20 protein-coding genes and 1 pseudogene are annotated in these 24298 nt (G+C 45.9%); 10 read left to right on the plus strand and 11 right to left on the minus strand.

All coding sequences use genetic code 11. The features are described from left to right. Window positions 1–67 precede the first annotated feature (67 nt). Complete coding sequence (locus KJB05_RS23730; RefSeq protein ID WP_208444208.1) at window positions 68–988, plus strand: amino acid ABC transporter permease; 921 nt, start codon at window positions 68–70, stop codon at window positions 986–988. Window positions 989–1081: 93 nt separating this feature from the next. Next, entirely contained in the window at window positions 1082–1900 is an 819-nt protein-coding gene (locus KJB05_RS23735; protein WP_132697314.1) for an EAL domain-containing protein, read from the plus strand. A 113-nt stretch (window positions 1901–2013) separates the two neighbouring features. Here the strand turns inward: KJB05_RS23735 and KJB05_RS23740 are convergent, their stop codons facing one another. After that, on the minus strand, window positions 2014–2553 hold the full coding sequence (locus KJB05_RS23740) for an RNA-binding S4 domain-containing protein (protein WP_005441925.1): 540 nt from the start codon (window positions 2551–2553) through the stop codon (window positions 2014–2016). 126 nt (window positions 2554–2679) lie between these two features. On the opposite strand from KJB05_RS23740, the gene KJB05_RS23745 reads away from it, so the two are divergent. Then, window positions 2680–3633, plus strand: a complete 954-nt coding sequence (locus KJB05_RS23745; RefSeq protein WP_208444207.1) for an endonuclease/exonuclease/phosphatase family protein — start codon at window positions 2680–2682, stop codon at window positions 3631–3633. Here the strand turns inward: KJB05_RS23745 and cra are convergent. After that, window positions 3623–4618: a catabolite repressor/activator gene (gene cra / locus KJB05_RS23750; protein WP_208444206.1), complete on the minus strand. Its 996-nt coding sequence runs from the start codon at window positions 4616–4618 to the stop codon at window positions 3623–3625. The two genes, KJB05_RS23745 and cra, sit on opposite strands and share 11 nt — an antisense overlap. A gap of 426 nt (window positions 4619–5044) precedes the next feature. Here cra and fruB point away from each other — a divergent pair, with 426 nt between their 5' ends. Together fruB and pfkB are read left to right on the plus strand one after the other, a co-directional pair. Next, window positions 5045–6178 carry a fused PTS fructose transporter subunit IIA/HPr protein gene (fruB, locus tag KJB05_RS23755; protein WP_005441930.1) on the plus strand — a complete coding sequence of 378 codons (1134 nt, stop codon included), beginning with the start codon at window positions 5045–5047 and terminating at the stop codon, window positions 6176–6178. Window positions 6179–6189: 11 nt separating this feature from the next. After that, complete coding sequence (gene pfkB, locus KJB05_RS23760) at window positions 6190–7164, plus strand: 1-phosphofructokinase (protein ID WP_208444205.1); 975 nt, start codon at window positions 6190–6192, stop codon at window positions 7162–7164. 85 nt (window positions 7165–7249) lie between these two features. On the opposite strand, the gene KJB05_RS23765 is transcribed toward pfkB, so the two are convergent. After that, window positions 7250–8656 (minus strand): IS66 family transposase, encoded by a 1407-nt coding sequence (locus tag KJB05_RS23765; protein ID WP_208446529.1) that lies wholly within the window; start codon window positions 8654–8656, stop codon window positions 7250–7252. Window positions 8657–8761: 105 nt separating this feature from the next. Here KJB05_RS23765 and fruA point away from each other — a divergent pair. Then, window positions 8762–10480 (plus strand): annotated as a pseudogene (gene fruA / locus KJB05_RS23770) (PTS fructose transporter subunit IIBC); the annotation flags it as partial. A gap of 133 nt (window positions 10481–10613) precedes the next feature. Here the strand turns inward: fruA and KJB05_RS23775 are convergent. Both KJB05_RS23775 and KJB05_RS23780 read right to left on the minus strand, forming a co-directional pair. Beyond that, window positions 10614–11108, minus strand: a complete 495-nt coding sequence (locus KJB05_RS23775) for a hypothetical protein (protein WP_208446004.1) — start codon at window positions 11106–11108, stop codon at window positions 10614–10616. Further along, window positions 11099–11932, minus strand: coding sequence for a winged helix family transcriptional regulator (locus KJB05_RS23780; protein ID WP_208446003.1), 834 nt, complete (start codon window positions 11930–11932; stop codon window positions 11099–11101). Before KJB05_RS23780 ends, KJB05_RS23775 begins: the two co-directional genes overlap by 10 nt. A 303-nt stretch (window positions 11933–12235) precedes the next feature. On the opposite strand from KJB05_RS23780, the gene KJB05_RS23785 reads away from it, so the two are divergent. Continuing rightward, on the plus strand, window positions 12236–12793 hold the full coding sequence (locus KJB05_RS23785) for a porin family protein (RefSeq protein WP_208446002.1): 558 nt from the start codon (window positions 12236–12238) through the stop codon (window positions 12791–12793). 139 nt (window positions 12794–12932) lie between these two features. Here the strand turns inward: KJB05_RS23785 and KJB05_RS23790 are convergent, their stop codons facing one another. From KJB05_RS23790 to KJB05_RS23805, 4 genes are all read right to left on the minus strand, one after another. Further along, a complete protein-coding gene (locus KJB05_RS23790; protein WP_208446001.1) occupies window positions 12933–13646 on the minus strand; it encodes a hypothetical protein in 714 nt (237 codons plus the stop codon). A 257-nt stretch (window positions 13647–13903) separates the two neighbouring features. Then, the gene (locus KJB05_RS23795; protein ID WP_208446000.1) at window positions 13904–16963 is read right to left on the minus strand and encodes an efflux RND transporter permease subunit; all 3060 of its coding nucleotides are present in this window, start codon (window positions 16961–16963) and stop codon (window positions 13904–13906) included. Then, window positions 16963–18024, minus strand: a complete 1062-nt coding sequence (locus tag KJB05_RS23800) for an efflux RND transporter periplasmic adaptor subunit (RefSeq protein WP_208445999.1) — start codon at window positions 18022–18024, stop codon at window positions 16963–16965. The genes KJB05_RS23795 and KJB05_RS23800 overlap by 1 nt, the downstream gene beginning before the upstream one ends. Further along, complete coding sequence (locus KJB05_RS23805; RefSeq protein ID WP_208445998.1) at window positions 18024–19097, minus strand: efflux RND transporter periplasmic adaptor subunit; 1074 nt, start codon at window positions 19095–19097, stop codon at window positions 18024–18026. The genes KJB05_RS23800 and KJB05_RS23805 overlap by 1 nt, the downstream gene beginning before the upstream one ends. A 163-nt stretch (window positions 19098–19260) precedes the next feature. Here KJB05_RS23805 and KJB05_RS23810 point away from each other — a divergent pair, with 163 nt between their 5' ends. Then, window positions 19261–19986: a TetR/AcrR family transcriptional regulator gene (locus KJB05_RS23810; RefSeq protein ID WP_208445997.1), complete on the plus strand. Its 726-nt coding sequence runs from the start codon at window positions 19261–19263 to the stop codon at window positions 19984–19986. Window positions 19987–20168: 182 nt separating this feature from the next. Here KJB05_RS23810 and gcvT read toward each other — a convergent pair whose 3' ends face one another. After that, complete coding sequence (gcvT, locus tag KJB05_RS23815) at window positions 20169–21287, minus strand: glycine cleavage system aminomethyltransferase GcvT (RefSeq protein ID WP_208445996.1); 1119 nt, start codon at window positions 21285–21287, stop codon at window positions 20169–20171. 260 nt (window positions 21288–21547) lie between these two features. Beyond that, window positions 21548–22171: an XRE family transcriptional regulator gene (locus KJB05_RS23820; protein WP_005431308.1), complete on the minus strand. Its 624-nt coding sequence runs from the start codon at window positions 22169–22171 to the stop codon at window positions 21548–21550. A gap of 379 nt (window positions 22172–22550) precedes the next feature. Here KJB05_RS23820 and KJB05_RS23825 point away from each other — a divergent pair, with 379 nt between their 5' ends. Together KJB05_RS23825 and gcvH are read left to right on the plus strand one after the other, a co-directional pair. Next, entirely contained in the window at window positions 22551–23846 is a 1296-nt protein-coding gene (locus KJB05_RS23825) for a serine hydroxymethyltransferase (protein ID WP_005451650.1), read from the plus strand. A gap of 51 nt (window positions 23847–23897) precedes the next feature. Continuing rightward, window positions 23898–24278 (plus strand): glycine cleavage system protein GcvH, encoded by a 381-nt coding sequence (gcvH, locus tag KJB05_RS23830; RefSeq protein ID WP_005451648.1) that lies wholly within the window; start codon window positions 23898–23900, stop codon window positions 24276–24278. Window positions 24279–24298: the final 20 nt, after the last annotated feature.

Genomic DNA, 24298 nt, shown 5'->3' on the forward strand with positions numbered 1-24298 from the left:
TCGCAATAATTAACAACACCGACTCGTACTGCGGGTCGGTTTTCTTCTTTACTATCGGAGTTAAACCTTGAGCGGACAAACCACCACTCGCGTTGCACCAACCAAAGCAAAATCAGGCTTCTTCTTAAGTCGTTTTAACCTACTCGATTGGGTACTGCTTGCCATCTGCGCGTTGGCTGGGGTTTGGCTCTATCATCGTTCTACCGTCGGCGTAAACTACATCTGGCATTGGAAAGAAGCAATCGACCTCTTGTTCACCCCAAGAGCAGATGGCGGCTTGCCGTATTTCTTCCAAGGCTTAATCTCAACACTACGCTTGAGCCTTTGGGGCATCATTTTTGCTCTCGTATTAGGTACATTGCTTGGGTTAGCGCGTTTTTCAAATACAGTTTGGTTGCGCACGCCTGCCAACGCATTTATTCAATTGGTACGAAACATTCCACCTTTGGTGTTCGTATTCATCTTCTACTTTTTCATCTCTAATCAGTTAATCCCATTACTTGGCTTGGAAGACCTTCTCCGTAACTATCGCGGCGAACCTAACGCGGTTCAGCACTTCTTCTTTGGCCCTGCTAACCTATGGGAAAACCTTGCGTCCGGAGTGCTTTGTGTGGGTTTGCTCTCTTCTGCCTACATTGCTGAAGTGGTTCGTGCCGGTTTGCAGAGCGTCGATAAAGGCCAGTGGGAAGCGGCTGACTCGCTTGGTCTATCTCGTTGGGTGAAATACCGTTTCATCATCGCGCCACAGGTGCTAAAAGCGATTACACCCGCACTTGCAGGACAAACCATTTCACTGGTTAAAGACACCTCCATCGTTTCGCTGATCTCGATTCAAGAAATGACCTTTGTCGGCACAGAGATGGCTAACTCCTCAGGCTACATTTTCGAAATCTGGCTAATTGTCGGCTTCGTTTACTTCCTGATTTGTTTCGGTCTATCAATGTTTTTTAGATACATCGAGAAAAAATCGGAATCTATTTCAAATTAACTCAATAGGCTTCAAAAATAAGACAGCGTAGCGCTTCAAATCGGAATTCCATCCTGTTACAGTCGTTTTCATGCTAATTTTTTGGCGTTTTTCATGGAGTTAAAGAAGCAGTCCGACTACGAGCAGTACATAAGGCAGGACAGCCTTGGCGAATACTACGTTGTGCTCAATCAATACACTTTCCACAGTGTTTATCAGCCTATTTTTGATAAACACCAACAAATGATCGGGATGGAAGCCCTGCTGCGTATTCGTGGTGCAGATGGCACGAATATTCGACCGGATCTCTTCTTTGCTGATGCCAGCATCGATACTTACTTCCGACTTTGTATTGAATTTCTCTCCCGTGCGATTCATATCCGTAACTTTGCTCGTCACTTTGCAGGTTCACCAATAAAGCTGTTTCTTAATGTCATGCCACAAACCTTGCTGACGCTGACCAAAGACATGGGCTTTAAAGACAATGGCCTGCTCTACAAACGATTGTTTGAGTTAGGTATGGAACCTTCTGATGTGGTCTTTGAAGTCGTTGAGGAATCTTGCGGTGATACAGAACTTTTGATTCAAGCAGTGCAACTCATGAGAGCAAACGGCTTCTTATTTGCGATTGATGATTTTGGCTCTCACCATTCAGATATGTCACGTGTTAAGCAGCTTTGCCCAGACATCATTAAAATAGATCGCTCTTACCTACTCGATTATTGCTCTGGTGACACATTAGCGATCGCCAATGCAGTAGAGCTTGCTGAAGAGATGAACGCAAAAGTGGTCATCGAAGGTGTCGAAGAGAATACACAGCTTTCAGCCATGCAAGCACTAAACTTGGATTACTACCAAGGCTTTTATCTTGCGAAACCAAACTCGATTCACCATTGGACTGAGCAAAAAGAAACAGCCAAAGTGCTACATTAAACGCGTTACCACAGATACAGATTAAATTGCTTTAGATACAAAAGCGCCGCCAAGGTTACTCACCAAGGCGGCGCTTTTATGTTTACGTCGATTTTAATATCGAAACAAATCGCTTAGAAGAAGTCGATAGAGTTACGACCACTTTTAGGATCGCGTGCAACCTGCGGCTTTTCCTCTTTCTTGCCTTTCTTAGCAGATTGAGACAATGCTTCTTTTTGTGCTTTACGCTCTTTGTGCGCTGCTTTACGACCGGTAGATTTAGGGCCTTTAGCACTTGGTTTGTCGTTCTTTTTCGAGCGAGACTTTTCTTTACGTGCCGCTTGCGCTTCTTTCTTCGCCTTCTTCTCTGCTTTTTCTTCAGCAGTTTCAGGTTCGGTTACTGGCGCGTCACATACCACAACGTAGTACTCTTGGTTAAATTCGAAGAAATCACCGTCGTACATTTTGCGACGTTTACGAGTTTCTAGCTCACCGTTTACGGCAACGTAACCTTCTTCGATGATGTGTTTTGCTTCACCACCACCACTCACCAAGTTCGCGATTTTGAAAAGCTTGTACAGCTCAATTGGGTGCGCATCAACGTCGATACCGATCGCTTCGATCTCAATCTCTTCGCCTTCTAAATACTCTTCGTGTTCGTAATCTTGGGTCATGTTCGTTACTCATTTTTCTTGATGAACGGAGTTTAAACGGAATGCGTACAAATAGAAACGTGATCTTCACTCATCTTGTCCAATTGGGTATATACTCACCCAATAACTCCTTGAACGAGCGATATTTTGTCTAATAAGAACCACATTACCTTTGCCACCGCCAACCTGTTTAACTTTGTTGCACCACCTGGCGCGTATTACGACTTCGAGAACATTTATTCTCGCGACGATTGGCAGGACAAACTCGCTTGGACCAAATCGCAGTTCGAACAACTTAATCCCGACATCATCGGCTTGCAAGAAGTGTTCAGCATCGAAGAAACCAAAACCTTCTTTGCTGAAATGGGTTATGAACACTTTGCTTGTGTCGATACGCCGCACATTGAAGGCGATTACATTTATTCTCGCCCAGTGGTTGCAGTGGCCTCGCGTTTTCCGATTGAAAGCTTTGAAGCGGTCACGTTCGATAAAGACGCGCTCAATGCCTTTGGTGATATCGACGCTCCACCTTTTAGCCGCAAACCCGTCCGTGCCTGTGTTGTTCACCCAATTATTGGTCATATCTCTGTATACGTCACACATTTGAAGTCACAGCGCCCTGCCGATTCAACCACTCCAGAACAAGCGAGCAGACCAATTGCCCGTTGGCTATCTACGCAACAACGTGGTTGGGAAGCGGCAATGCTGCGTGACGCAATGCAAAGGCAGTATGCTTTGAATCCAATGCCGACAGTATTAATGGGTGATATGAACCAAGGCATCACTTCAACCAGCGTTAACAATGTCTTGACTGAGCATTATGGTGACAGCGTCATTGATTTACAACTCAACGACGGATGGGAATTGCAAGTAACGCCCTCATTGGAGTCACGACCAGCAACGCACTATCACTTTGCGAAAGGAAACGTGTTGGATTACATCTTGTTGTCGCAAGAGTTTGATGCGTACGCCAATGTATCAATAGCAGAAGTCACGAACTACCAAGTGCTGGATGCGCACTTAATCAATCCGTCTTTTGAGAGAGATAAAAACGCCAGCGACCACGCATTTGTGGCGCTGACGGTAGAAATTAAGTTTTAGCGTCGGTGTGGCGCTTTACAATCTTACGCGGAATCAACTCTACACCCGCTTTATAGCGTTTAGCTGAGGCATTAAGCGCCAACTCCATTGCGCTGTCGGCAATCAGCTCAAACTGCTGTGGAAGAGAGTTGATTTTGATTGGAAGGAAATCGAGCAAGCGGTTATCACCAAACGTGGCCAAACGTACTTTGCCCATCAACTCTGGCTTTTCTAGCATCACGTCTAACACGCCTTCTAATAAGGTGTAAGACATGGTCACCACAGCATCCGGCAGCTTGCCCTTTGCGATCCAGCCCTCAAGCACCTTCTTGCCTTCTTCACGGGAGAAGTGCTGACCATAGCCAACCAAAACGCCAGTGCTACCTTGCTGACAAGCCGAACGGAAACCAAGTTCACGCTCTTTAGAGACTTGCAGTTCTTCTAACGCACCAATCAAACCAATCGAATCAATCTCTGAAGACAATACCGATTCTGTTAACTCAAACGCCGCATCAAAGTCTTCACTGATCACACAACAGAAGTGCTCATCATCCATTGGACGGTCAAGTGCGATAACGGGCGTGCCCGAGTTTTGCAGCTTAAGATAATATTCGCTGGCTGCTGGCATACTGCTCGCAACGAATAGCGCATCAATACGACGACTCACAAGCGCCTCTGCAACCTTTTGCTCGGTTTGCGGATCATCATCAGAACAGCCAATCAAAATTTGGTAGCCCGCTTTACGCGAGTTCTGTTCAATCAGTTTTGCTAAACGTGCGTAACTGGTGTTCTCTAAATCTGGAATGATCAAACCGAACGAACGTGAGTTGCCCGCTCTTAAAGAAGATGCTGCGTGATCCGGTTTGTAATTGTACTGCTCAACCACCGCCATGACTTTCTTTTGAGTCTTTTCGCTGATGCGGTATTTCTGCGCTTTTCCGTTAATCACATAGCTTGCCGTGGTCTTTGAAACCCCAGCTAATTTCGCTATTTCATCCAGTGTCATATTCTAAGCCCTATTCTGTGCGCGGGATCATATTAATACATCAACGATCCTTCGATAAGTTGAATTATATGCTGAACCGATTCAGTATAAAAGCTGAAAGGATTCAGCAAAACTCAAAAATTGACGAGAATCACCAAAATCAAGCAATACAGTCTCCCTTTGCTAGGCTTTAAAAGCATTGAGACACTGAGTGGTTAAGTTTCGATTTTAAAAACAGTTTCGCTGAGTGTTTTAAAAAATTTAACCAAGTGCTGAATCGATTCAGTTTCTTTTGTTCAGCAAATTGTTGTTAAGCAAAACCGTCTCGAATAGAGAAATGACGAACAAAGACACGTTCAGCAACTATAGATAAACGGCGTTACGCAAACAAAGTACTGCGTAGCCAAGATGAATTAGAAATAGATACCTTAAGGCTGGAGAAGCACCATGCTTAAGCTAAGTAAGAACGACATTACCCTATCTCAATCCGCTACAGATAAGTTTGAAGCGATCAAAAGCATCGCTCAGAGCCTGACAGACAAAGGTCTGGTTGAACAAGGCTATGTAGAAGGCATGCTAAACCGTGAAAACCAGAACTCTACTTTTCTAGGTAACGGTATCGCGATTCCACACGGCACGACTGACACGCGCTCAATGGTGAAAACCACGGGCGTTGCTGTTCACCACTTCCCAGAAGGTGTTGAATGGGGCGACGGCAACACAGTTTACGTTGCTATCGGTATTGCAGCGAAATCAGACGAGCACTTGGGCATTCTTAAGCAGCTAACAAAAGTATTGGGTGCGGACGGCGTTGAAGAGCGTCTACGCAATGCGAAAAATGAAGACGACATCATTGCCCTACTTCACGGCGACGTTCAGCTAGAAGCGGATTTCGATGCTTCTCTCATTCAACTTCTATTCCCAGCAAGCGACATGATTCAAATGAGCGCGGTAGCTGGCGGCCTACTAAAAAACACAGGTTGTGCAGGTACGGAGTTCGTTGCAGATCTAGTAACAAAAACGCCAACGCATCTAGGCCAAGGTCTATGGCTTGTTGGTAGTGATAAACAAGTAACTCGCACTGGCGTTTCTTTTGTATCAACAGCCAATGATTGTGAGTTTGAAGGCGAGAAAGTGCGTGCTCTAGTTGCATTTGCAGCTTGCAACAACGCTCACCAATCTATCCTAAGCACAATTTCAAAGCTTGTGTTTAACAACGAACACAGCAAATTGCTTGATGCTTCTGCTGAGCAGATCCTTGCACTGTTCAAAGGCGAAGAAATGGCAACTGAAGCGGCCGAAGATGGCAACACAGCAATCTTCAAAATCAAAAACGCTCACGGCCTACACGCTCGTCCTGGCGCAATGCTAGTTGCTGAAGCGAAGAAGTTCGAATCTACCATTCGTGTGGCAAACCTAGATGGCGACGGCAAAGCGGTAAACGCGAAGAGCCTAATGAAAGTTATCGCGCTAGGCGTGAAACACGGTCACCAGCTTCAATTCTCTGCTGAAGGTCCAGATGCTGCACAAGCACTTGAGTCAATCGGCAAAGCAATCGCATCTGGTCTTGGCGAAGGTTAAGGGGCGAGAGAATGACAGTATTGAAAACCAACAAAGTCGTTACCATCACGCTTAACCCTGCCCTTGACCTAACAGGTTCGCTGGACTCAATTAAAGTGGGTTCTGTCAGCCTAGTTGAAAAGAGCAACCTACACGCGGCCGGTAAAGGCGTAAACGTAGCGAAAGTTCTTAGTGACCTAGGTGCAGACGTTACAGCGACGGGCTTTCTTGGCAAAGACAACCCTGAGTTGTTCCACCAGCTATTTAGCGATATCAAGGTTAAAAACGAGTTCGTTGAAGTCGAAGGCGCAACTCGCATCAACGTGAAATTGGTTGAAGCAGATGGCCAAGTAAGCGACATCAACTTCCCTGGCGTTCAAGTTACGGCAGAAGAAATCGCGCGCTTTGAAGAAACCCTATTCCGCCTTGCAGAAACACACGATTACTTTGTATTGGCAGGCAGCCTACCGGGGGGGGTTACTGCAGAGCAATGCGCAGCATGGATTGAAAAACTGCATCAGCAAGGCAAGAAAGTCTTGTTCGATAGCAGCAAAGCGGCACTACGCGTAGGCATCGACGCTCACCCTTGGTTGATCAAACCAAACGACGAAGAGCTAAGTGACTTTGTCGGCGAGCACCTTGCAACGCCAGAACAATGCCAAGAAGCAGCGCAAACGCTAAGCGATAAAGGCATCGAGAACATCGTAGTCTCTATGGGTGCAGACGGCGTGATGTGGCTTAACCAAGGCGAATGGTTGCGTGCTCAACCACCACGAATGAATGTAGTAAGCACTGTTGGTGCTGGCGATACGCTTGTTGCTGGCTTGTGCTGGGGTCACATGCAAGTGATGCCGAAAAACGATTTACTGCGCTTCGCTACCGCGCTTTCTGCCCTAGCAGTAAGCCAAGTTGGCGTTGGCCTAACCAGTCAGGAAGAACTGGAGAACATCAAGCTCCAAACGCAAGTAACCGAGCTTTACCCTAATACGAACTTAGACAAAAACTAAGGAACAGAAGGTTATCAGTATGAATATTGCCATTATTACAGCTTGTCCAAGTGTAACTATTCACCCATGAGCTATTGACGACGGTTTACGCTAAAAATACTGGCGCCTGATAATCAACTTTCAACATGTGATGTTCGACGATTTCACGCAGCCATTTATAAGCAGAGACCTGCTGAAGTTTGGCTGTTTCTATCAGCGAGAACATTCGTTCGCGGAACTGGTCGCCTCGATATGAGCGAGTCACGTAACAACACTTCCTCATCAGTATGTAATTACGGAGAACTCGCTCCGCTGCGTTGTTTGTTAACGGGCACTCGGAGTCGTCCATAAACCGCCAGACCATAGCATCATCAGCGATGAGATTTCGACATCTACCTCGATATCGTTTTGAGCATTGATAACTACCCAATTTGAGCCAATGAAGCCAGCTCTTTCGTAACCGCCTGAGTCGGCGGTAATATTGGCTTTCGGTAATTTCTTCTTCGATATATCGGTGATGACACCTGAATACGCTATGAGCGATTAAAGCGAGTTTGTCTCCGATTTTTTGGTTTTCAGGACAAACGCTTTCCTCGATAGCGATGACGTTCCTTAATATGTGAGCCCAGCATAATTGGCGCTTAGATTCGTCGATATATTTGTAGGCAGAATATTGGTCAGTCACTAAAAGGTGTGAAACCGCTTCACCAAGTAGTCGTTTGGCAGCATGTTGGTTTCTTCCGCTGTTAATTTGGAAAAAGGCTACGTTATTGCTGAGTGCGGCCCACATCCAGCGTTTATCATTATTGCGCTGATGTGAAGTCTCATCAGCCATAATCAGTTTAGATGCTTTTACTGTGTCATGGATTTGAGTATGAGTATCAGCTAAGTATTCAGTGACTCGTCCTTGCGCCGCAGATATTGCACCTGTTGAGAAGTTAAGCTGGAAGACGTCTTTCAGCATAGATTGTATTTTACCTATGCTTTGGTGGTGCTGCGTCGCTTGGATTGCGATAAAGCTATGTAGATTTGGCCCCATTTGAACATCGGGCACAGACTCTGGAAGCTCCGCTTGATGCTTATCACCACACCATGAGCACTCGCCTTTAAAAATTTGATGTTCAACAAGCGTGTATGAGATATCTGGCAAGTCAAAGATTTGGTGTCGTTTATAAGGTTTTCTATTTGGAATAACACACCCACCGCAGTGGCATATCTTATTCGGTAAATATTGCTCAACCGAGGCGCTCTCTTCAATAGGATGAAGCAGTCGGCGATTGCCTTTATGACCTGGTTGAGCTCCTTGCTTTTTTCCAGATTTCTTCCGATTCGGCGAAGTATTTTTAGCTTTATTATGCAGGGGTTGTTGAGATGATGGCACAGAAGAGTTGCGACTATTTTGGTTTAGCCTATCTTCAAGCTCAGCCAACTTATTCCATAAAAAGTGGATGATATCTTTCGCCTCTTCAGGCGAATCGAAATCTGGCGGTGGAGGTAATGTTTTCTTATTCATACCTCCAGATTGCCACCACAAAAAGATCACTCAAGTTGAATGTGGGATCAAGTTAACTCAGTCACATAAATTTGCTGTCAATAGCTCCTGGGTGAATAGTTACGTCCAAGTGGTGTTGCGAACAGCATCATTGCGGCAGGTCTACTAGAACAAGCAGCGGCGAAGCTGGGTTGGAACGCAAAGATTGAATGCCAATCAAGCGTGGTTGAACCAACACTGCTGACAGACGCTGACATTGAACAAGCAGAAGCGATCGTAATTGCGGCTAACACTCCAGTTGATACTTCTCGTTTCGTAGGTAAAAAAGTCTACCAAGCAAATATCAGCACCGTAGCGAAAGACGCATCCGCTTTCTTACAAACTGCGGTTGAAAGTGCAGCAACGCTAGAGCAAGCAACCACAGTTACAGCACAAGTAGCAGCACCAGCAGAAAGCGCCTCTGCAACGAAGAAGATTGTTGCTATCACAGCATGTCCAACCGGCGTTGCACACACCTTCATGGCAGCAGAAGCGCTAGAGGAAGAAGGCAAACGTCGTGGTCACCAAATCAAAGTGGAAACGCGTGGCTCAGTAGGTGCAAAAAACCAACTGACTGACCAAGAAATCGCAGACGCAGATTTGGTCATCATCGCAGCAGACATCGAAGTACCTCTTGACCGCTTCAACGGCAAGAAGATGTACCGCACCAAAACAGGTCCAGCACTGAAGAAAACAGCGGAAGAAATGGACAAAGCGTTTGAACAAGCAAGCGTATACCAACACTCTGGCTCTTCTAGCGCATCATCAGCGACAGAAGAGAAGAAAGGCGCGTACAAACACCTAATGACAGGTGTATCTCACATGCTTCCAGTTGTGGTTGCCGGTGGTTTGATCATCGCCCTATCCTTCGTATTTGGTATCGAAGCGTTTAAAGAAGAAGGCACGCTAGCAGCAGCGCTTATGAACATAGGTGGTGGCTCTGCATTCGCATTGATGATCCCAGTTCTTGCTGGTTACATCGCCTTCTCAATTGCTGACCGTCCGGGTCTGGCTCCGGGTCTAGTTGGCGGTATGCTAGCAAGCTCAACTGGTGCAGGTTTCCTTGGTGGTATCGCAGCAGGTTTCATCGCAGGTTACGCTGCTAAGTTCCTTGCCGACAAAGTAAAACTTCCACAATCAATGGAAGCACTTAAACCGATCCTTATCATCCCGTTCGTGGCGACATTGTTCACGGGTCTTGTGATGATTTACATCGTGGGTGGTCCAGTATCTGGCATCATGAGCGGCCTAACTGATTTCCTAAACAACATGGGTTCAGACAGTGCGGTTCTACTAGGTATTATCCTTGGCGCGATGATGTGTTTCGACCTTGGTGGTCCAGTAAACAAAGCCGCATACGCATTCGGTGTAGGTCTATTGGCTTCACAAACTTACGCGCCAATGGCTGCAATCATGGCAGCAGGTATGACACCGGCACTAGGTATGGGTCTTGCGACGTTCATTGCTAAGAACAAGTTCGAGCAAAGCGAGCGTGAAGCAGGTAAAGCATCATTCGTTCTTGGCCTGTGCTTCATCTCTGAAGGTGCAATCCCATTCGCAGCGAAAGATCCAATGCGCGTAATCCCATCATGTATGGCAGGTGGCGCACTAACAGGTGCTCTATCAATGCTGTTCGGTGCAAAACTGATGGCACCACACGGTGGTTTGTTCGTACTGCTTATCCCTAACGCAATCTCACCAGTGCTAATGTACTTGGTAGCAATTGCAGCAGGTACAGCGGTAACAGGTTTCACTTACGCGTTCCTAAAGAACAAAGCAGAAGCGAAACAAGAAGCAGCTGCTTAATCGTGACTAACTCGCTTAGACGGTTCTAAGCAACGATTAACAATGCCTCCCTCGATTTGGCATTCGACACCTCCCTCTAGCCTCGGCATTGGGAGGTGTTTTTTATTGAGCAATAAGCGGAATCTAACGGACGCTAAATCCGATAGCAGATAAAGTTACTCTCTTCTGTTTCGCTCTGATTGAAAAAGAACAGTTGTTCATCCTCCACTTTGTAAATGAAGTCCGTTTTTGTGCCCACGTATGAGTTCATGTCTCTTACGAAAACTTCACTCTCCGTTGGCTGTTCATTCCAGCTGACTTTCTGATAATCCACCGTCAACGCATGCCCATCCACTTGATACTTGCCGTTGTAAACCAGTTCATATTCTTTGCTTTCGCCCTTTTTCGTTAGCAAGGAGCCTTTCTGGAAAATGTACATGTCTCTATCCGAGCTAAACACCACGACAGAACGGTCACTGATATTTTCATAACGTCGGTAACCTGTAGTAATAAAGTCTTCTTCAAACGTTGCACACGCCCAGCGCGAACCAGTAATTTCATCGGATTGGAAATACTTTTGGTGAACAACCACGCCCACGAGTCCCGTTGCCAATGCAATATTAAGTACGAGGAGTTTGTTTATCCGCATATTGCATCCGCCCTGCTCATGCTCTCTAAGACCGTTTCTTTCAAGGTGTCGATATCGAGAGAAAACTTAATGTAGTTGACGTTCTTATTGCTGTTTTTGGCGAAAGCAAACGCACGCAAAATATGTGCTCCTTCTCGGTAAGCCGATTCAGATACGCGCAAATACACGATGGCCGGGCACACTGGAAACACTTCATCATTGAGGCTCTTTGCCAAAGCCGAAAGATCTAACTCATCATGATTTTGGTCGTAAAAGTAGAAGTCCGTTTCAGACACAGAAAAGTGTTGGTAGTCCGAATCATCAAGAAAATCAGGATGTGGCACAAACGGACGAAAATAAAGCACAGAGACAATCGCGATAATCAGGAAAGCCGTCATCAATATCGGAGTTAAACTAAATGCCTTATCTCGCGATTCAGATTCTTGTTTGGGCGCTGCTTTGACTTGAGGTTCAACATCATCAATTTCGAGCGTTTGGAGTTCCGGTATCTCAACTTTCTGTTTGATGGGTTTCACATCCTCATCAACTTCCAGTAAATAGCCAATTTTACTCACCGTTTTAATCTGTACGCCTTGTGCGTTCAACTGAGCCAGTTTCTTTCTTAAACCGGAAATCACATTGGTTAATGCTTGATCGGTCACGACTGAGCCATCCCAACAGATTTCGAACAACGCCTCACGAGTCACATGCACGCCCTGCTTTTCTATCAGCAAGTTCAATACTTGGTATGGCAGCGGTCTTAGGGGAACATCATCGCCGCCTGAATTGGACAGTTTCCTTGTCGTCGGATCGAGGATTAAATTGGCGAAATAAATTCTATGCATACAGGCTCACTACTTTCTCAACTCCTTGAATTATAGGTTAGGTTTCTCAAACCATTCGAAAAACCAAATCAACCTCATCACACCAACATAAAGCGTCCAGTTTGGACGTAATCAAGGATTCAAACATCGATTTCTTGTTATGCATACCTTCCAATCACACAAAAAACACACAATTGCCTAAGTGACTAAATCAATGGGAATTATTTGGTTTTTGTTTGCTTTTTGTTTAGTTTTTCAGCGCCTCATTTAGATAATGAACACCGTTTTAAATATAAAAAGACAGACAGTCATACAGAGGTAACTATGAAAAACACAATCATCCTTTTATCCGCTCTTTTTAGCGTTTGTGCTCAAGCAAATGGTTCGCAAGATGTCTCAGGTTTTTATCTTGGAGGCGGTGTGGGTAACAACACGTTTAGTGATGATAACCCGTTTACAAAAGTGGATGACAACGGCACCGCGTTCAAAATCATTGGTGGTTATCAGTTCAACCGTATCGTTGCGGTTGAAACGCAGTACACCAATTATGGTGATTTTAAGATCGTAGATACGGCTTATGATTTAAGTGCGAGCAACGTCTCGGTAGCGGCGAATATTGGTTACTCATTCAATAATGGCCTGCGCCCTTTCGCAACCTTTGGTTTGGGTTACATGTCTGTTGATATTCCGACGACAGACAATGAAGACGATTTATCCCTACGTATCGGTGCAGGTCTGGAATACACGCCAATTCAATTAGAAAACATCACCTTTCGCGCGGCGTATGAAATGGACCATTTCACAGTAAAACCGAAAGGTTCAAGTCTGGATACAGACGTACAGATTGGCTCTTTCTATGCGGGCGCTACCTATAAGTTCTAAACTGGCTAGGTTCTAACGCAGCCTAAGCTCTAAAAAACAATAGAAATAAAAGCAAACACATAGAAACCACAAAGGGCGAACTCTTATGATAAGTGTTCGCCCTTTTCTTGTTTAAGTTGGCAGTGTTTAAACCGACAATTTATTGCATTGGTTCAGATTCGATATCCACGTCGCCGCTGCTCAAGTTCACCGTTGCATTGTACACACTGTGCGGGTCGCCATGATGCTTAAAGGTAAAGTGATAAACGTTCGCTGGCGTCCAGATCTCTTTATCGTCGACAGGCAGAATGTCGTAACCGTCTTGTTGGTAAAGCTCGGTAGCCATCACATACGCGATTGCTGTTTGTACTTGAGTGTTGTGGTCGTATTTTGGCTCGACAGATGGGTTACTTGGGTAAGAGTCACCATTAAAGCTCATTTGACGGTAAGCACCATTACTCCACACTACAAAGTCTTGCCAACCGTTACTGTAGCTGTCAATGAGTGCAATTGGTGTTCTAGTTACCGACATGCGGTTCAGTACTTTGCCGTTGTTATCGAACATATACGCCGTGCAACCACCACTTCCGCAGAAGAAACGGTCTTGGAATAGCACCAAATGCTCTGCTGTGCCGTCACTATTCAAATCCGCTGATCCAGTAACATAACGAATTTTATCTGTTTCTAAAGAAAGGCCCTGTGGCATCAGAACGCTTTGGTCGATCCAAGTTGCAATTGTGGCTGCATCCGCGCTTTTTAATTCTACTGGCGCTTGAGAGTCTGCGTTATCGGTAGAGATGCCGTCTGTTGAAGAACAGCCAATTAGCGTTAGTGAGCCTAAAAGGAAGAGTCCGTGTAATCCGCGATTGTTCATTTGCGTTCGCTCTTTTATTGATGATGTGCTCTTAGTATACGCAAGATTTATCAATCGCTTGTAAGAAAATCATAAAAATCAGTGAGGTGTACACTAAAGCACCACCCCTGCTTTTCGCCTTCATTCTCTTCTCGACTCTACACTCTCGCATCTCGCATCTCGCATCTCGCATCTTAATTCTCTCCGATCAAAAAAGCCCTGAGGAAAGTCCCCAGGGCTAGGCAGGAATCTGACAATAATAAAAGTCAGGAAGTCCCTTATGCAGTGGTTGGTTTGATCTTAAACAGAATTGCAAACATGACTGGTACAACAATCAGAGTCAAAACTGTAGCAAAACCAAGGCCTGCCATAATCGTAATCGCCATTGATCCGAAGAATGCATCAAACACCAATGGAATCATACCGAGGATGGTGGTCAGTGCCGCCATACTTACTGGTCGAACGCGGCTAATCGCACTATCGACAATCGCTAAGTAAGGATCTTTGCCCGACTCCAACTCAAGATTGATTTGGTCTAGAAGTACGATACCGTTTTTCAGAATCATACCGCTCAAACTCAATAGACCAAGGAACGCGGTAAAGCTGAATGGCATATTCGTGGTTAACAAACCAAACGACACACCGATGATAGACAGCGGAACGGTGAACCAAATAACCAGTGGCTTCTTCAGTGAGTTAAACAGCAGCATAGTAATGATGAACATCAACAGGTAACCCATTGGCAGTGAGCCAAACAGACCTTCTTGTGCATCTTTCGATGACTCGTACTCACCACCCCAAGTGATTTCGTACCCTTCTGGAATATGCAGTGCCATCACTTTTGGTTGAACACGAGCAAACAAGCTTGCCGCTGTATCGTCACTCAGTACATCGTGGTCAGCCAGTACCGTTAGAGTACGCTTTCGGTCACGACGCTGAATTAATGGCTCTTCCCAATCCAGTTTCACTCCATCAATCACTTGGTCTACTGGAATGTAGCTTTGAAGCGATGGACTCCAGATATTCACGTTCTGCAGTGATTCAAAATCCACACGTTCCGCTTCTGGCAGACGCGTCATGATAGGCAAAATGTGCGTACCATCGCGAAGGAAGCCAAGTGTGCTGCCACCAAACGCCATTTGCAGTGTGCTTGAAAGATCTTCTTTCGAGATGCCCAAGCGACGTGCTTTAGATTCGTTGAATACAGGCACTAGCTCTTTAGTGCGCTCACGCCAGTCATGACGGATATTACGAGCACCCGGGTCAGTATGAAGAATATCTTCTACTTGTACCGCAAGCTCACGTAGCACTTGTGGATCTGGGCCAGTAATACGCGCTTCAATCTTTGACGCTGGTGACGGGCCGAATTCCATCAACTTGAACTGGAACGTTGGCTTGTCGAACGTCTTCGCTAGGTTGTCGTCCAACTTGTGCAGCAGCTCAAACATGTTCTCACGGTCCGTGGTACGAACTTGGAACTGTGCGTAGGCTTCGTAACTCTTCTCTGGTTGGTAAGTCAGAGCGAAACGCTGCAAACCTTGACCAATCGACGCTGAAACGAAATCAATGTTGTCTTGAGTGCGAATGTAGCTTTCTACTTCTTCCGCTTTCTTGATGGTCTCGCGAATGTCTGTGCCTTCTGGCATCCACATATCAACGTAGAACATCGGCGTGTTGGATGGCGGGAAGAACTGTTGCTTCACACTACCAAACGCAACCACAGCACCAACGAGCAATGCCACCATGCCTGCTACCGTTAACCAACGGAAACGCAACGCAAATTTAAGAGACGCACCAAACGCGACGAACAACCAACCTTTATATGGGTCTTCGTCTTCTGCATCTGCATTCTTGTCTTCTTCTTTCAATAGAAGGTCTGCAAGGAATGGCGTTAGCGTAATCGCCGTAATCCAGCTCAAGAATAGTGAGAAGCATAGAACCCAGAACAGAGAACCCATGAACTCACCGGTCGCGTCTTGTGACAGACCGATAGGCGCAAACGCGGTAATAGCAATGACTGTCGCACCAAGCAGCGGCCACTGAGTTTGCTTTACGATATCTGTAGCTGCTTGAACTTTGGTTCGTCCTTTCTTAAGGCCAACCAATATCCCCTCGACCACCACGATGGCGTTGTCCACCAGCATACCGAGTGCAATGATCAGTGCACCAAGTGAGATACGGTGCAGCTCAATGTTGTTGTAGTTCATCAAGATGAAGGTGCCAAATACCGTCAACAACAGCACCAAACCGATGATCACACCACTACGTAAACCCATGGTGAACAGCAATACGATGATTACGATAGCAACGGCTTCTGCCAAGCTAATAACAAACGCTTTAACTGAATCGTCCACTTCTTGTGATTGGTTGTAGAAGTAGTTCATATCGATACCAGCTGGCTTGATGGTCTCAAGGCTTGCTAGTTCTGCTTCAATACGTTGACCGACTTCTACTACGTTTACGCCAGAGGCAAACGAAATACCAATGTTGATTGCTTTCTTACCGTTGTATAGCAGCACATTGCCCGGCTTTTCTTGAATGCCACGGCTGATGGTTGCAACGTCTTTCAAGCGAATCAGGTTACCCGTATCACGACCATGAATAATCAGGTTTTCTAGTGCTTCAACCGTGTTTAACGTACCGCTTGGGCGAATAATAAGGCTCTCGCCGTTTACCATTACCTCACCCGCAGAAACCACATTGTTCTGTTGGTTCAGCAAGCCAGAGATTACGTTCATGTCGAGGTTTAGAGCCGCCAAGCGATCCAAGGAAATCTCAACAAACAGCATCTCTTGTTGGTCGCCAGCGATATCAACTTTACCCACACCATCGATCAGTTCGAGTTCACGTGTGAGTTGGTCTGCGTAACGTTTCAGTTCTACGTAATCGTAGTCGTCACCCGTTAGCATCAGCATCACACCGTATACGTCGCCAAAGTCATCTATGATTTGCAGAGATTGAACGCCTTGCGGCAAAGTTGGTTGCAGATCGTTGATTTTACGGCGCATTTCATCCCAGATTTGCGGCAATTCATCCGGACCGTAGTCCATCTTCATGCTCACCATAATCTGAGACATACCACTAGAGGACGTCGACGTGATCTTATCGATATAAGGCAGCTTACGAATCTCCTTCTCAAGCGGATACGTCAGCTCTTCTTCTACTTCTTTAGAAGTCGCACCAGGATAAGTCGCAATCACCATCGCATCTTTGATGGTAAATGCAGGGTCTTCCAACCGACCCAGTTCTAGGAACGAAGTCACGCCGCCGATCGCTAGAATAACGATGAACAGCCAGCTGATGACTTTGTTCTTAATTGAGTATTCAGCAATGCTCATTATTGTTGTTTCTCCACCACATCCACATGCTTACCTTCGCGCAGTTTGCGTAAGCTGGAATTCACTAATACATCGCCTTGAGCAACACCTGATGACACAATTGCGCCTTCGCCATTCACTTGGTCGATAGACACTTCAACTTTAGTGACAGTGTCACCGTTTAATTTCCAAACGAAAAACTCACCAGCATGACTGCCCGCTTGAAGTGCCGTCATTGGGATGTTGTAGCCATCAATGGAAGTAATGCCCGCTGCTACCATGTCTACTGCAACGCTTACGCTAGTACCCGGCAGAATCTCTTGCTCAGGTTGTGGCATGGTTAAATACATTTGGTAAGTTTGCGTTTGTGCGTTTGGCTCACTTGTGTGCTCTAAGTAATCCAAAGAGTAAGATTTCGCGTCACCCGAGAACGTGGCTTGAGGCTGGTAGCTCATGCTTTGCGTATTTGGATTTACCATCGCAAGTACGTTGTCTGACAATTCGATACGAACGTACACTTTGTCGCTCTGATAAAGGTTGAGAACCGGCTCACCAATCGCCACACGCTCAAAACGCTCTTTGAAAACATCCGAAACCTTGCCCGCGAACGGTGCAAACAAACGTGTGTAGTTCAATTGGTTTGTCGCGTTGTAGAAGTTTGCTTCCGCCAGTTCTTTGTTTGCTGTTAGTTCATCCAGCTCCGCTTTTGAAATCATTTGGCGGTCATGCAGCTCTTCACCACGTTTAAGCTGACGAATCGCAAGCGTGTATTGTGCTTCTGCATCGTTTACTGCTTGCTTCTCTTTGCTGTCGTCTAGCTTGGCGATCATCTGGCCTTGTTTCACCGTGTCACCCGCCTTTACTAACACATGCTGAACTTCGCCTGCGCGACGGAATGCAATTGGCGTTTGCTCGGCAGGCACAACCTGACCTTTAAATGTGCGGTATTGGCTTTTTACTGGTACATCGACAGCAACCGTAGAAACATACAAAGGTTGCTCTGTGGTCACTTCGTCTGTGCTGTTACAACCGGTGAGTACCGCCAGTGCGATAGCCGATACTGTGAATAATGAACGTTTCATTAGATACCTTCCTCACGAACCCAAGCTTTCACAACTTGGCCTTCCACTAACCGTTCAACACCTGCGATAACCACGTAGTCGTTGTTATCTAAACCAGACTCCACAGCGCCATTAGCACTTAGTGACAATGTCACCTTATTTACTTGTTGTGTATCGCTGTCCATGACCCAAACTTCACCATGAGCCGCGTCTTTCGACACCCAGGCTGCATTTGGCAGCATCATGGCCTTAGAAACGTTTTGCTTCGCAATGTGTACTTGCCCTGTCATTCCCGTTAGCAAGTTACGATCAGACGGACGCGTAATCGTCACGATCGCTTCGTAGCTGTTGGTATCGGCATTGGGTTGAGTAGAGATTTCTTTGAATTTGCCTTGGATGCGGTTGTTTGGTTCGCTGTCCATCGTCACCCACATCTCTGCGTCTTTAAGTGAGTTCAACGACACCGCTTCGGCGTAAGTCACAGGCAAAGTAAACGACACATCCAAAGTGGTGTTGTCGATTAGGTTTAGGATTTCTTGCTTAGCAGCAACCACTTGGTATGGCTTCACGTAGGTATAAGACACCACACCATCAAACGGCGCGTGAATCTCTGTGTAGCTCAAATCGGTTTTCGCTTGCTCTAGGTTTGCCAGTGCCGCTTTGTATTGCGTTTCTTGTTGATCGTAACTGTCTGTACTGATCAGCTTCTTGTTGTACAAGCTTTTCGAGCGTTCCCATTGGGTTTTCGCTAGTGCGTACTGCGCTTGTGATGCATCAAGAGCTAACTGCAAGTCTTTTGGGTCTAGCGTTGCAAGTACATCGCCCTGCTTCACCTCTTCTCCCATTCTCACGATCAACTTCTCAATTTCGCCACCTACCTGAAATGAAAGTTGGGCTCTGTACGTTGCATCTATTCGTGCAAGGAATGCATCGGAATCGGCAACAGTCAGATCATTAACAGCAAGTAATTTTACAGGTTTGATTAATGGCTCAGACGGTTCTGATACGGCTTTGTTACACCCTGTCAGCATCGTGGCGAGGCTCAATGCCACCGCTGCTCCGATAAATGTGCGCTTTAAGTATTGTTTTCGCACTGGCTTTCTCCATCGACTTTATATTTACTACACAGGTGTACAGTATATGTATAACGAAAAAATGATCAACATATTTTCCACGTGGACAATAAAATAATTAGGCAAACTGTCCGGTTTCTGGTAAAAATAGGCGCGTTGATTAATATTCGGGAAAATTCGAACTATGACAGAAAGAAAGCAAGGCCGTAGAAGTGCTGAAGCCGCTGAGCAAACTAAGTGCCTGATTCTAAGAGTCGCGGCAGATATGTTCTGTGAGTTAGGGTACGACCGAGTCTCGCTTCGAAACATCAGTGAGAAAGCTGGTGTGTCCCATAGTTTGATTCGCCACCACTTCGGCAGCAAAGAGAAGATCTGGCAAGCCGTCAGCGATGGCATGGACGAATTCATGCAAAGCTACATGGCGCAGTTGGTAAGCGAAATGCCAGCGAATACGCCATCGAATCAAAAAATCTACCTGTTCATGGTAAGAATGCTGGCGTTTGCACTCGTTAACCCGCACCCAGTTCAAATGATTGCCGATGCGATTCGCCAAGGCGACGATGCATTATTGCAATACTTCTTAAGATCTAAAGATGAATTCGCGGCGATCTTTACCGACCTATTTGCTGACTACAACGTAGAATACCCAGAGCATCGCATTGACCAATGGGAATCAAAGTGGCAAATGCTGGTGTTTGCACATGGTGCGATTAGCCTAGCGCCTATGATGCAAGAGACGTGGCCAGAAGATGCAGACAATCGCGAGAAAATGCTGATCAACCACTGGGAATTGTTCAACACCATCATGGCAAGCCAGTTTAGCGTGAACAAAGAAGACATGATTCACCCAAGCAAGCTGAGTGAAGTTGTGATTGAAATGTGTTGCCCTATCGAAGAACTCACTGCATAAGTTGAGCTTTCAAAAGAACATAAAAAATGCCGAGCAATGTGCTCGGCATTTTTGTTTGTGCTTGTCGATTCAGAGAGGAAACTTAATGGAACCTACGTTCTGATGGTTAGATTCCTAGTTTTGTTTAGGCTCGCTGGAATAACGAGCCTTATTTAACTCTCTAAATCAATGAATTAGCTTAATTAACCACGGTAGTAGCGTTGTGGTACGAACGGCATTTTTTCTACCGTCATTGGTAGCATCTTGCCACGTACTTCTGCAAACAGCTCTGTACCGATAGCCGCTAGATCTGCGCGTACGTAACCCATTGATACTGGCTTGCCTGCGTTAGGGCCTGCTGTACCACTTGTTACCACACCAATCTTGTTACCGTCTGCGTCGAACAGCTCAGCACCTTCACGAACTGGCGCTTTAGTTTGACCAACCAAGCCAATACGCTTACGTGCAACGTCTTTCGTTTCGATCTGCTTAAGAATGATGTCAGCACCAGGGAAGCCACCTACACGCTCGCCATCTGCGCGACGTACTTTTTGTATGCCCCATAGTAGGCTTGCTTCAACAGGCGTTGTTGTTGTGTCTAAGTCATGACCGTACAGACACAGACCACATTCAAGACGAAGTGAGTCACGAGCACCAAGGCCAATCCACTCTACTTCTTCTTCACCTGTGAGTTTACGAGCCAGCTCATCTGCTTTGTCCGCAGGAACAGAGATTTCGTAACCGTCTTCGCCAGTGTAACCACTACGAGAAACAATGCACTCAACGCCTAGTAGTTCAACTTTGCGAACATCCATAAATAGCATCTCTGCTACTTCTGGTGCGAAACGCGCTAGTACTTCTGCCGCTTTAGGGCCTTGAATCGCAAGCAGTGCGCGATCATCAATGATCTCTAGCTCGATGCCAGAAGGAAGATGCGCCTGAAGGTGTGCAATGTCTTGCTCTTTACATGCTGCGTTCACAACAACAAACAGGTGATCGCCAAGGTTAGCCACCATCAAGTCGTCCATAATGCCGCCCTGCTCATTAGTAAAGAAAGCATAACGTTGCTTGCCCGCACCTAGGTCAACAATATCAACCGGAACCAGTGTCTCTAAGAACGCTGCTGCGCCATCACCAATCAAACGAAGTTGACCCATGTGAGAAACATCGAACAGACCTGCTGCATCACGAGTGTGTAAGTGTTCTTTCTTTACGCCTAGTGGGTATTGAACTGGCATGTCGTAACCCGCGAACGGGACCATCTTTGCGCCTACTTCAACATGAAGTGCATGCAGTGGTGTTTTCAGAAGTTCTTGAGTCATTTTCGTCTCCATTTAGATAGACCCGATGATGCTGTCGGCATTCAATGTGTTTCCAATAATAAACACGCTTGATTCAATTTTGCACGAACAAGACATCGCTCGACTTTCAAAAGTGTGACTTTTAACATTTTAATCACAACAAAACGCACAAAAAAGGCGCTCTGTTGAGTGAGATATCATCAACAGAGCGCCATCATAACGCATTCAAAACCGATAGCAAACGTTTGCTTTCACTATAGGAAATTTACAACTATTTATCACTATTTGGCAGTCACCCACAAAATGTGCGCGTCTTCTTCACTCACACTGGTCAACATATGACCCATGTTCGCATCGTAATACACACTGTCGCCTTCGCTTAATACAACAGGCTCATAGAACTCAGAATAAAACATCACCTCACCTGATAAGATGAGTAAAAACTCTTCCCCATCATGGCGAACCCAGTCTTTGTATTCGTCAAAACTACGGGCACGAATTTGGCTCTTAAAAGGCATCATTTTCTTATTGGAAAGTTGAGTCGCCAACAGCTCGTGTTCGTAGGTTTGGGTTGGGTGTGGTTTACCCTCTTTTTTCTTGGTTACATCCCTGCGCCCTGTAGCGACCTTTTTTCTAGGTGGTTCAAACAGTTGCGGCATATCAATTTGTAAGCCATGCGCTAATTTTTGCATCGCTTGAAACGTTGGAGAAATCTGTTCGTTCTCGATCTTACTCAGCGTAGAACGCGCAAGGCCAGTTCGTTGGCTCGCTTCTTCTAACGTAATACCAAGTTTAGAGCGGATATCTTTAATGCGCTGACCGAGCTTAAGCGGTTCAATATTCTGGTCTTGCTGCTCTTTCGCCAACGTCATTGACGGGTATTCATCGTAAATACTTTCTGCCATAAATCCCTCTGTAAATATCCTTTATTCCTTCCTATTAGCATTGTGCATGAAGCCTATAGTGGATAAAAGTCCACCGAGTTAATTAAAGCGTGCTCTTGTTAACAAAACCAGAAATCTCGTTTCCTATAGGAAATTTTTGGTTGATTGTTCGTGCCGCAAGCGCTATGTTACCAACTTGTTAGATGTAGAGATGCACATTTCCGTAAGAGATTGGACAAGAGAAACCACAATCCGACGGAGTTTTGCCCACTTATTCGGGCCGAAAGTTCACTCTGTTCTGCTATGCAGTTCAGCTGTTTTGAGGACAAATGAGCCACCATCGCAATCAAACAACTATTTCTACTGCGGGTTCATTTTCAGATTTGGAAGGTCAACTACCATGAACAAGAGTTACCCTAACCACAGCTTGGAAAACTTTTTCTCTACCAACCTCTCTGCGACAGATGACGCTGTCTTTGCTGGAATTCAGGCAGAATTCGCTCGCCAAAACGAACAAATCGAACTTATCGCTTCTGAGAACATCGTTTCTAAAGCGGTAATGCAAGCTCAAGGCACATGCCTAACAAACAAATACGCTGAAGGTTACCCAGGTCGCCGTTACTATGGTGGTTGTGAGCACGTAGATACAGTGGAAGCCATTGCTATCGAACGCGCGAAAAAACTTTTCAATTGTGAATACGCAAACGTTCAACCACACTCAGGCGCACAAGCAAACGGCGCAGTAAAACTGGCACTACTTCAGCCTGGCGACACCATTCTTGGTATGTCTCTAGACGCAGGTGGCCACCTAACACACGGTGCTCGCCCAGCACTTTCTGGTAAATGGTTTAACGCAGTTCAATACGGCGTTGACCGCGAAACACTAGAAATCAACTACGAAGACGTTCGCCAACTGGCACTTGAGCACCAACCTAAAATGATCATCGCAGGTGGTAGTGCAATTCCACGCACTATCGACTTCGCTAAATTCCGTGAAATCGCAGACGAAGTAAACGCGATTCTTATGGTCGACATGGCACACATCGCCGGTCTTATCGCAACAGGCGCGCACCCTAGCCCGCTTCCTCACGCACACGTTGTTACAACTACAACGCACAAAACACTGCGTGGCCCACGTGGCGGTATGATTCTGACCAACCACGAAGACATCATTAAGAAAATCAACTCAGCGGTATTCCCAGGTCTGCAAGGCGGTCCTCTGATGCACGTGATTGCGTCTAAAGCAGTCGCGTTCGGTGAGGCGCTTGGTCCTGAATTCAAAACTTATATTGATTCAGTGATCAACAACGCAAAAGTTCTGGCGGAAGTATTGCAAACTCGCGGTTGCGACATCGTAACCGGTGGTACAGACACGCACTTGATGCTGGTTGACCTTCGCCCTAAAGGCTTGAAAGGTAACAAAGCGGAAGAAGCACTAGAGCGTGCAGGTATCACGTGTAACAAAAATGGCATCCCATTCGACACAGAGAAGCCTATGATTACATCGGGCATCCGTTTAGGAACGCCTGCGGGTACAAGCCGCGGCTTTGGCGCTGAAGAATTCAAACTCATCGGTAATTGGATTGGTGACGTACTGGACGGTTTGGTGAACAACCCTGAAGGTGACGCAGAAGTAGAAAAACGCGTACGCAAGCAAGTGAAAGAGCTTTGCAGTCGTTACCCTCTTTACCAATAAAAGATTTATTAAATCAGAAACTATCCTGACAAGTTATTTGGAGATTAAGCAATGGACAAAACACTGAAGTTTACAGATAGCCACGAGTGGGTACGTGACAACGGTGACGGCACAGTAACTATCGGTATTTCAGAGCACGCTCAAGAGATGCTAGGTGACGTAGTTTTCGTTGACCTACCAGACGTGGAAGATGAAGTCGAAGCGGGCGAAAGCTTTTCTTTGGTTGAGTCAGTAAAAGCAGCTTCAGACATCTACTCACCAATCACAGGCGAAGTAGTTGAAATCAACGAAGAGCTAGAAGACAGCCCAGAGCTAATCAACGAAGAACCATACGAAGGTGGTTGGATTGTGAAAGTGAAGCTTTCAAACCCATCTGAGTTGGATGACTTAAAAGATGCGGAAGAATACCTAAGCTCTATTGAAGAAGAGTAATTAGGATGAGACGAAAGCTG

Source organism: Vibrio sp. B1ASS3, from assembly GCF_905175355.1.
In the GTDB taxonomy this organism is placed as follows: Bacteria; Pseudomonadota; Gammaproteobacteria; order Enterobacterales; family Vibrionaceae; genus Vibrio; species Vibrio owensii.